Source organism: Streptomyces sp. OR43 (assembly GCF_008042275.1).
Taxonomy (GTDB): domain Bacteria; phylum Actinomycetota; class Actinomycetes; order Streptomycetales; family Streptomycetaceae; genus Streptomyces.
Genome location: NZ_RDBK01000025.1, coordinates 112,927 through 121,837, shown reverse-complemented (window position 1 = coordinate 121,837; position 8,911 = coordinate 112,927). Strand labels below are relative to the sequence as shown.

General features: G+C 70.9%; 8 protein-coding genes. 3 read left to right on the top strand and 5 right to left on the bottom strand.

What is annotated here, in order from left to right; all coding sequences use genetic code 11:
* Positions 1-299: integrase core domain-containing protein (locus EAO72_RS13320; protein WP_148017807.1), on the top strand; the 299-nt coding region annotated here is incomplete at its 5' end.
* On the opposite strand, the gene EAO72_RS13315 is transcribed toward EAO72_RS13320, so the two are convergent.
* Positions 296-529 (bottom strand): ferredoxin, encoded by a 234-nt coding sequence (locus EAO72_RS13315; protein WP_148017508.1) that lies wholly within the window; start codon positions 527-529, stop codon positions 296-298. The genes EAO72_RS13320 and EAO72_RS13315 overlap by 4 nt on opposite strands.
* Entirely contained in the window at positions 529-1,992 is a 1,464-nt protein-coding gene (locus EAO72_RS13310) for an aldehyde dehydrogenase (protein ID WP_148017507.1), read from the bottom strand. The genes EAO72_RS13315 and EAO72_RS13310 overlap by 1 nt, the downstream gene beginning before the upstream one ends.
* A gap of 268 nt (positions 1,993-2,260) precedes the next feature.
* Between EAO72_RS13310 and EAO72_RS13305 the strand changes: the two genes are divergently transcribed.
* The gene (locus EAO72_RS13305) at positions 2,261-3,304 is read left to right on the top strand and encodes an MBL fold metallo-hydrolase (RefSeq protein WP_148017506.1); all 1,044 of its coding nucleotides are present in this window, start codon (positions 2,261-2,263) and stop codon (positions 3,302-3,304) included.
* 19 nt (positions 3,305-3,323) lie between these two features.
* On the opposite strand, the gene EAO72_RS13300 is transcribed toward EAO72_RS13305, so the two are convergent.
* Complete coding sequence (locus tag EAO72_RS13300; protein WP_148017505.1) at positions 3,324-4,832, bottom strand: hypothetical protein; 1,509 nt, start codon at positions 4,830-4,832, stop codon at positions 3,324-3,326.
* A gap of 289 nt (positions 4,833-5,121) precedes the next feature.
* Here EAO72_RS13300 and EAO72_RS13295 point away from each other — a divergent pair, with 289 nt between their 5' ends.
* Positions 5,122-7,344, top strand: a complete 2,223-nt coding sequence (locus tag EAO72_RS13295) for a bifunctional glycosyltransferase/CDP-glycerol:glycerophosphate glycerophosphotransferase (protein WP_148017504.1) — start codon at positions 5,122-5,124, stop codon at positions 7,342-7,344.
* Between the two features lie 23 nt (positions 7,345-7,367).
* On the opposite strand, the gene EAO72_RS13290 is transcribed toward EAO72_RS13295, so the two are convergent.
* Both EAO72_RS13290 and EAO72_RS13285 read right to left on the bottom strand, forming a co-directional pair.
* Positions 7,368-8,006: a LysE family translocator gene (locus EAO72_RS13290; protein ID WP_148017806.1), complete on the bottom strand. Its 639-nt coding sequence runs from the start codon at positions 8,004-8,006 to the stop codon at positions 7,368-7,370.
* Between the two features lie 117 nt (positions 8,007-8,123).
* A complete protein-coding gene (locus EAO72_RS13285; protein WP_187285030.1) occupies positions 8,124-8,645 on the bottom strand; it encodes a hypothetical protein in 522 nt (173 codons plus the stop codon).
* Positions 8,646-8,911: the final 266 nt, after the last annotated feature.

Below are 8,911 nucleotides of genomic sequence, written 5' to 3'. Positions count from 1 at the left end.
TCCTGACCGACAACGGCGCCTGCTACAAGTCCTACCTCTGGCGCGAGACCCTGACGGCGGCCGGGATCACCCACAAGCGAACCCGGCCCTACCGGCCACAGACCAACGGCAAGGTCGAACGCCTCAACCGCACCCTGCTCGACGAATGGGCCTACGCAAAGCCCTACCGATCAGAACAGGAACGACGCGACGCCTTCCCCTACTGGCTCCACTCCTACAATCACCACCGCGGCCACACCGCGCTCGCCGGCAAACCACCCGCCAGCCGCGTCCCCAACCTCACAGGGCAATACAACTAGTCCTCCGGCGGGAACACCACCTCACCCGAGTCGGCCAGCGCCACCGTGATGGCCTCGACCGGGCAGCCCTCGGCGGCGGCCAGGATCCGCTCGTTGGCGTCGGTCTCCGGGTCCACGGGGTGGGACTGCCGGGCGGTGTCCAGCCGGAAGCCGTCCGGGGCGTGGTTCACGCACATCCCCGACCCGATGCAGACACCCCGGTCGACCTCGACGCTCCACCGGTCTCCCATCAGGCCTCGCTCCCGTACCCGGCGGGCAGATGGATCATCTTGTGCTCGAAGTACTCCCCGTAGCCCTCGGGCCCGAACTCCCGGCCCAGGCCGGAGTTCTTGTAGCCGCCGAACGGGCCGAGCATGTCGAGGCTGAAGGTGTTCACGCTGTACGTGCCGGTCCTGACCCGGCGGGCGATGTCGATGCCGCGCTCGGTGTCGGCGGTCCAGACGCTGCCGCTGAGGCCGTACTCGGAGTCGTTGGCGATCTTCACGGCCTCGTCCTCGTCGCCGTACGGCAGGAGGCAGATGACCGGGCCGAAGATCTCCTCGCGGGCGACGCGCATGGCGTTGTCGACGTCGCCGAAGAGGGTCGGCTCCACGTACCAGCCGCGCTCCTGCGACGCCGGACGGCCGCCTCCGGTCAGGACCTTCGCGCCCTCCTCCTGCCCGATCCGGATGTAGTCGAGGGAGCGCTGCTGCTGGCGCTGCGCGACGAGCGGGCCCAGTTCGGTGGCGGGGTCGAGGGGGTCGCCGATCTTCAGCGCGCCGGCGGCGGCGGCGAAGGCCTCGGCGGTCTCCTCGTAGCGGGAACGCGGCACGAGGATCCGAGTCTGGGCCACACAGGCCTGGCCGTTGATCATCCAGGCGAAGGGCACGATGCCGGCGACGGCGGCGTCCAGGTCGGCGTCGGGGAGGATCACGGCGGCGGACTTCCCGCCGAGTTCCAGGGTGACGCGGGTGAGGTTGCGCGAGGCGACCTCCATGACGCGCCGGCCGGCGGCGACGGACCCCGTGAAGGAGACCTTGTCGACGCCCGGGTGCCCGACGAGGTACTCGCTCACCTCGCGGTCCGCGGGCAGGATCGACAGCACGCCCTCGGGCAGCCCGGCCTCGGTGACGATCTCGGCCAGGATGTAGGCGTCGAGCGGTGATTCGGGCGAGACCTTGAGGACGGCCGAGCAGCCGGCGAGCAGCGCGGGCGCGAGCTTGGCGGCGGCGGTGAACTGGGGCACGTTCCACGGCACGACGGCCGCGACGACCCCGACCGGCTCCCGCCGGACGAGGAGCGGGCCGAGCGCCCCGTCCCGGCGTTCCTCGTACGGGAAGGTGCGGGCGACAGTGATTGCCGCGTCCCACACCATCATCGCGGCGAGGGCCTGCACCATGACGCTGGAGGTGTACGGGGTGCCGTTCTCCGAGCTGATGACCCGGGCGATCTCCTCGTACCGTACGGCGAACGCGTCCTTGATCCGTGTGACGACGGCGATGCGCTCGTCCAGTGACATCCGCGGCCAGGGCCCGTGGTCGAACGCCTGCCGGGCGGCGGCGACGGCCCGGTCCACGTCCCCCTCGGCGGCATGCGGCACGCGGCCGATGACCTGCTCGGTGTGCGGGGAGATGACCTCGATGACATCCCGTCCGAGCGGATCCACCAACTCCCCGCCGATGAACAGTTTTCCGTGTTCGACAAGCTCGCTCATGGCTGCTGCCTCCCGCGACGCGGCACGTGACCCCGACCGACTGACTGGTTCCCGTAGCTGACTTTGTGTCAGAACTGATACCAGTTCCAGTTCCAGGAGTCCACGGCTGGAACAGGGCCCGTCGAGCCCGCGACCGGGCCACGGCCGCATCGGACCGATGCGGATGGTCGACCGGGGCTACCACTGGAACAAGTTCTCGTTACAGTGGATCCGGCGCGTCGTGGCCGTACCCCGCACGCCGCCGAGGCCGCGGAGAGATGGGGAGTTCATGACGCAGGTGATCAATCACGGTGGAGGCGTCCACAGCATCAAGGTCCCCATCCCGGACAACCCGTTGGGCCACACGCTGGTCCATCTGCTCGACACGGACCGCGGCCCGGTCCTCATCGACACCGGCTGGGACGACCCGGAGGCCTGGGACACCCTGACGGCGGGGCTCGCCACCGTGGGCGTGGGCATCGCCGAGATCCATGGCGTGGTCATCACGCACCACCACCCCGACCACCACGGCCTCTCCGGCCAGGTCCGCGAGGCGTCCGGGGCCTGGATCGCCATGCACGCCGCCGACACGGCGATCGTCCGCCGCACCCGGGAGTCGGAACCGGGCACCTGGCTGGCCTACCTGGCGGCGAAGCTGACGACGGTCGGCGCGCCCGAGGACCACATCGCCCCACTGCTGGCCGCCCGCGAGAAGGGCGGCCGCATGCGCACCCTCCCCGGGCTGCGGGCGGCGGTCCCGGACCGCGAGATCGTGCCGGGCGAACTCCTCGACCTGGCGGGCCGCACCCTGCGCGCGATCTGGACACCGGGCCACACCCCGGGCCATGTCTGCCTGCACCTGGAGGAGGACCACCCGGCCGCCCTCCCCGGCCGCGGCCGCCTCTTCTCCGGCGACCACCTGCTCCCCGGCATCAGCCCGCACGTCGGCCTCTACGAGGACCCGGACGACGCCACGGCCGCCACGGACCCGCTGGGCGACTACCTCGACTCCCTGGAACGCATCGGCCGCCTGGGCGTGGCCGAGGTCCTTCCGGCCCACCAGCACGCGTTCGCGGACGCCGCGGGCCGCGTACAGGAACTCCTGGACCACCACGAGGAGCGCCTGACCGGCCTCCTCGCCCTGCTCGCCGAACCGCTCACGCCGTGGCAGCTGGCCGAGCGCATGGAGTGGAACCGGCCCTGGGAGCAGATCCCCTACGGCTCGCGGAACATCGCCGTCTCGGAGGCCGAGTCGCACCTGCGCCGGCTGGTGAAGCTGGGCCGCGCCGAGGCGCTGGCGGGGAGCGATCCGGTGACGTACGTGGCGGTGTGAGGGAGGCGCCCGCCCGGGGTCACACGGTGGCGCCGGCGTCCTCGCGCGGGCCCGCCGGGGCGGCTTGCGGGGACCGGCCGGCCGGAAGCGCGGCGGGGCGCGCGTCCGGATCACCGGCCGCCTCGCGGCGGCGCGCCGCCCAGGCGGTCGCGATGAGCACGAGCGCGACCGTCCCGGCGAGCGCGGGCCAGTACACGTATCGGTAGTTGGACTCGGGAGCCGTCGGCAGGTACGCGAGGATGTACAGGAGGGAGCTGGCCCCCAGGAGCCGCAGTTCCCGTGCGTGGGGTCCGGCCCAGCGGCGGCGCAGCACGAGCACCAGCGAGACGGCCAGCCAGAACCAGCCCTGGAAGAGCATCGGCAGGTCGCGGGCGGCCCCGGTCACGTAGTTCCGCAGGGCGAATCGCAGCGTGTCGTTCAGCGGCTGCTTGCGCGCCTCGGGGTGCAGCCGGGCGCCCGCGTTGACGCGGGTGCCGTCCCAGAAGGTCTGGTTGCTCTGGAAGAGCAGTTTGGTGAAGACCCGGGCCCGGTACTCCGCGTAGCCCTTCCAGTGCTTCGGCATCTGCTGCGTCCACATCCGGACCAGGAGGTCGGCGCGCCGGTCCAGATACGTGACGTCGAACGGCCGGCTCTGCGGGAAGCACTGCAGATAGCCGTCGGAGGTGATGCCGCGCTTCTGACAGGTGGTGGCGGCGGTGACCAGGCGGTCGCGCAGGTCCGCGTCCGCGCCGGCCCGTTCGGCGGCGGTGCGTACCTGGTCGGGGGTGAGAACGTGGATGAGGTCGTCCACCGGGATCACCGCGTACACACGGGTGGGCAACGGATCGGTGGCCGCGTTCACGGCGGTGCTGCCGACCGTCACGGCCGCGACGAAGACACCGGTGGCGGCCAGCCAGCGGCGCCGGCCCGGGGCCGGCCAGGCCGCGAGGACCAGCAACGCGAAGACGGGAATCGTGGCGGGGATGGCGTTCTTGCGGACGAGGGCCGCGTACGTGAGGAACAGCAGGCCCAGCACCAGCAGGGCCCAGCGGGTCCTGACCCGGTCCCGGGGCAGCCCGCGCACGGTGAGCGCGATCGCGAAGACGGCCAGCAGCGCGTACGCCAGGTGCACGTCCTTCCACACCACGCCCGTGAGGTTCATGATGTGCGGCGCGAAGCCGACGGCCAGCACCGCGAGGGAGAGTCCGCGACTGGCGGTGCCCTTCCACACCAGCCGGGCGAGGACCCACAGCGTGCCCCACAGCACGGCGGTCTGCACGGCTGCCATGACCGAGAAGTCGCCGGTGACCCCGATGAGGATCCGCCAGGCGAGGGCCATCACCGGCGGGTGCCAGTCGTTCACCGGCTCGTCGCCCAGCGCCTGCCACAGCTGGGTGTTGCTGTCCGCGCTGAGGTAGCCGGGGTGGAAGACGGTCGCCACCACGTATCCGCAGGCCGCCGCGAGGGCCGCCAGGCACCAGGGCCACAGCGTGCCGTCCCTCCAGGCTCCGCGCAGCGCGACGGTCCACCGGCGATCAGTTCCGGACATGCGGGCGGGGCCCTCCCAGTCGGCGATGACGGGTCGCGTCGTCGCCGGGCTGCGCGCCGGAAGGCACCAGCCAACGGGACGGCACGGCGGGAATCTATAGGTACCGGACTCTCAGGACAAACCGGAATGATTAGCCACCCGGGTGCGGCGCCGGCGCAGCCGGAATACCACGGTCCGCTCGCCCCGGCCCACTCCGGGCGACGGGGAGAGCGCGCGACGGAGGCATCCCCGGGGTCGGTAGTCTTCGTGTTCGACCCCGATAACCTGTATGTCATCTGGAGTTCCCCGCATGCCTCGTTTCAGTGTTGTGATCCCCGTGTTCAAGGTCCAGGGATACCTCCACGAGTGCCTGGACTCCGTCCTCGGGCAGTCTTTCCAGGACATCGAGGTGATCGCCGTCGACGACTGCTCCCCGGACTCCTGCGGCGAGATCATCGACGAGTACGCGGCCCGCGACGCGCGTGTCCAGGCCGTGCACCTGCCCCAGAACGTGGGTCTCGGCCGGGCGCGCAACGCCGGACTCCAGCGTGCGACGGGCGACTACGTCCTCTTCCTCGACAGTGACGACAGTTACACCCCCGGCCTGCTGCAGGCGCTGGCCGCCCGGCTCGACGCGGTCGGGGACCTGGACATCCTCGTCTTCGACCACATCCGCACCTTCTGGCACGGCAAGGGCGGCCCGAGCCAGTCCGCGGAGCTGTTCGAGCGGGCGGGCACGGACGTCTTCCGCCTCCAGGACCGGCCCGAGTACGTCCATCTCTTCCTGGTGGCCTGGAACAAGGCGTTCCGCCGTGAGTTCTTCCTGGAGCAGGGCTTCCAGTACGCGCCCGGTCTGTACGAGGACGCGCCGGTCACCCAGATGGCGATGGTCACTGCCGAGCGCATCGGCTGTCTGAACAGGGTCGGCGTCGAATACCGCCAGCGCCGCCACGGCGCGATCACGAAGACGCCGGGCCGCAAGCACTTCGACATCTTCGAGCAGTACGAGGGCCTGTTCGCCTTCCTCGACGCACGGCCCGAACTGACCTGGTCCAAGCCGATGCTGTTCGAGCGCGCCCTGCACCACATGCTGTTCTCGCTCAAGCGTACCGAGCGCGTCAGGCCCGCCGACCGCAAGGACTACTTCGGCCGCACCGCGGACTTCTACGCCGCGCACATCCCCGACGGCTTCGCGCTGCCCGGCGGAGCGATGGGCGTGCACATGCGCGCCTTGGCCAAGCGGTCCTTCCGCACCTACCAGGCGACGGAGTTCGCCGCCCGGGTCAAGCGGGCCGGACCGAGGAAGGTCCTCGGGGCCACCAGCCGGGTCGGCAAGCACGCGGCCACGAGCCTGGCGACCTTCCAGCGCCGGCGCCCGCTGGATCCGCACCTCGCCGTCTACACCTCGTACGAGAACCTGCTGCCGTCGTGCAACCCGGCCGCGGTCTTCGACAAGGCCAAGGAACTGGCCCCGCAGGTGCACGGCGTCTGGGTGGTCCGTCAGGAACTCGCCGACCAGGTGCCCGCCGGCATCGACTACGTCGTGCCCGGCTCGCGCCGCTACGGGGAGGTGACGGCTCGCGCCACGTACTTCGTGAGCAACGCGGCCTTCCCGGACGACATCGCCAAGCGCCCGGGGCAGGTCTGTCTGCAGACGCACCACGGCACCCCGCTCAAGCGCATGGGCATGGACCAGCAGGCGTATCCCGCCGCCGCCCAGGGCATGGACTTCGGCCGGCTGCTGGAGCAGGTGAACCGCTGGGACCTCAGCGTCTCCTCCAACCGGCACTCCACGGAGCAGTGGGAGCGCGTGTACCCCGGCACGTTCGAGTCGCTCGATGTGGGCTACCCGCGCAATGACCGCTTCTTCACCTCGACCGCCGAGGACGTCGCCGCCGTCCGCGACCGGCTGGGCATCGCGCCGGGCAGGACCGCGCTGCTGTACGCGCCGACCCACCGCGAGCACCACAAGGAGTGGACCCCGGCGTTCGACCTGGGGCGCGTGGCCAAGGCCCTGGGCGACGACTTCGTCCTGCTGGTCCGCACCCACCGCCTCGACCAGCCGACCCCGCAGCTGAGGGACCTCGCCGAACAGGGCAGCGTCATCGACGTGTCCGGTCACCCGTCCGTCGAGGACCTCTGCCTGGCGGCGGACGCGCTCATCGCGGACTACTCGTCCCTCATCTTCGACTACGCCAACCTCGACCGCCCCCTCGTCATCGACGCCTCCGACCGGAAGGTCTACGACGCCGTCCGCGGTGTCACGTTCGACCTCGTCTCCGGCCGTCCGGGCGACACCCCCGGAACCGTCGTGACCACGGAGGACGAACTCATCGACGCCTTCCGCAGCGGCCGTTGGTGCGACGCGGAGGCCACCGCGCTGCGCGGCGCCTTCCGTGAGCGCTTCTGCCCGTACGACGACGGGCACGCCGCCGAACGCGTCGTGCGCCGCTTCTTCCTCGGCGAGGACCCCGCCCCGGCGATCGTTCCGGCGGCGCGGCGGACGCCGGCACCCAGGCCGTCCCGGAGCTGATACGCGGCCGGTTCGCGGGCCGGTCAGTCCTTGCGCCCGGTGACGGCCACGGTGACGCCGAGGCCGATCATCGTGACGCCGCCGATGCCTCCGACGAGTGAGAGGCGCCGGGGCGAGCGGGCGAACCAGTCCCGGCCGGTTGCCGCGAGCAGTCCCCACAGGCTGTCCGAGGCCAGGGCGATGATGTTGAAGACCAGCCCGAGCACCAGCATCTGCACCGCGATGTGTCCCTGGGCGCGGTCGACGAACTGCGGCAGCACAGCGGCGAAGAACACCATGGTCTTGGGGTTGGCCACACCGACGGCGAACCCGTCCCAGAACGTGCGCAGCCCGCCCTGTCCGGCCTTCTCGCCGGTGAACGCGTCCTGGAGCGAGCCGCGTTGCCGCCACGCCTTGACGCCCAGGTACACCAGGTAGGCGGCACCGGCCAGTTTCAGCACCGTGAAGACGAGGACGGAACGCTCCACGATCGACCCGACTCCGAGGGCCACGGCCACGACGAGCAGGAAGGCGCCCATCGTGTTGCCGGCGACCGTCGTCATCGCCGCGCGCCGGCCGTGCGCCAGCGCCCGCCCGATCACGAACAGCACGCTGGGCCCCGGGATCACGATCAACAGGAACGACATCGCCGCGAAGGCGAGCAAGCGGTCGGTGGACATCATGGGGCTCATGCAAGCACGGCCCCTGGTCGGTCCTTAACTCCTTTTACGCGTGCGGAAGTGCTGCTGCCGGTTCTTCGCGTGCGGAAGTGCTGCTGCCGGGGGGCTGGACGAGGCGGGTCAGGGCGACTTCCGCCACACGTAGAGCCTGCCGCTGACCGACACGTCGTCGAATGTTCCACCGTCCATGTGCTCGATCAGGGCCATGGAAACGGCGCCGTGGTCGGTGACGGAGCACACGGCCGCGCCTTCGACGAAACCCCGGGCTTCGCTCTCGCTTCCGTCGGAGAGCTGAAGGCCTCCGAAACCGGTCCCGGACGCGGCCTTGCAGGACTCGAAGGTCTTCGGCATGCCGGCCTGCAGGAGTCCCACGCGGGTGTTGGGCAGGGCGCGCAGTTGATAGTCGCCGAAGTCGTCGATGCAGCTTTCGGACGGCCAGTAGAGGAGTTCCGCTCCGCGGGGGTCCTTCACCACGCCGTCGCCGGATTCCACCCGGCTCATGCCGTCGTCGAGGTCGACGATCTGCTGTTCGGAGTGTTCGCAGGACCCCGGCGCGAGCCCCCACATGGTCTCGGTCGCCTCTGCGTACCCGGCCGGCGCCGTGAGGTCGACATCCGAGGTGGCCGAAGGGCTCGCGGACACCGTGTCACTCGAAGTCGCTGTGGGCGACTCGCTCTCCCCCCAGGCCTGGTCCGGACTCGGCAGTGTGCTCGGTCCGGTTCGCGCGCTGCTGGAGGCTGGGGCGGGTGCCGGGGGAGGAGCCGAGACGGGCTCCGGGTCGTTGCTGAAGATCACCGTCGCCAGGATGCCGGCCAGCGGAATGGCGATCCCGCCGACCCACCATGCCCACCGGGGAGGATCCGTCCGCGGTGGATGAGGCGGAGAAGGAGGAGGGGTAGGGGTAGGAG

Bases quoted from the DNA above. Each gene is read 5' to 3' on its own strand.
- EAO72_RS13310 (WP_148017507.1), bottom strand. From the start codon at position 1,992: ATGAGCGAGCTTGTCGAACACGGAAAACTGTTCATCGGCGGGGAGTTG.
- EAO72_RS13290 (WP_148017806.1), bottom strand. From the start codon at position 8,006: ATGATGTCCACCGACCGCTTGCTCGCCTTCGCGGCGATGTCGTTCCTG.
- EAO72_RS13295 (WP_148017504.1), top strand. From the start codon at position 5,122: ATGCCTCGTTTCAGTGTTGTGATCCCCGTGTTCAAGGTCCAGGGATAC.
- EAO72_RS13305 (WP_148017506.1), top strand. From the start codon at position 2,261: ATGACGCAGGTGATCAATCACGGTGGAGGCGTCCACAGCATCAAGGTC.
- EAO72_RS13300 (WP_148017505.1), bottom strand. From the start codon at position 4,832: ATGTCCGGAACTGATCGCCGGTGGACCGTCGCGCTGCGCGGAGCCTGG.
- EAO72_RS13315 (WP_148017508.1), bottom strand. From the start codon at position 529: ATGGGAGACCGGTGGAGCGTCGAGGTCGACCGGGGTGTCTGCATCGGG.